Consider the following 278-nt stretch of genomic DNA (forward strand, 5'->3'; position numbering starts at 1 on the left):
TTGACGTGGAACCGTCGCCGAGAACATCAAAGTGCGACGCTCTTCTTGGGCTTCGCCAAGAATAAACTCGAGATCATCGCGAAAGCCAAGATCGAGCATCTCGTCGGCTTCGTCCAAAACGATTGCCCGCATTTGGTCCATACGCAAAGATTTGCGCGCGATATGGTAGCGAAGACGGCCAGGTGTGCCCACAACAATGTGTGCGCCTTGGTCCAATTCGCGGCGTTCGGTCCGCATGTCCATGCCGCCAACACAGGACGCGATGCGCGCACCCGTTT

1 protein-coding gene is annotated in these 278 nt (G+C 56.5%); it reads right to left on the bottom strand.

Annotated elements, in window-relative coordinates:
* Window positions 1–278 (bottom strand): DEAD/DEAH box helicase (locus AB9F29_RS22575; protein ID WP_369757337.1); only part of this gene is annotated, 278 nt, incomplete at both ends.

The organism is Falsihalocynthiibacter sp. S25ZX9, from assembly GCF_041205405.1.
GTDB classification, from domain to species: Bacteria; Pseudomonadota; Alphaproteobacteria; order Rhodobacterales; family Rhodobacteraceae; genus Falsihalocynthiibacter; species Falsihalocynthiibacter arcticus.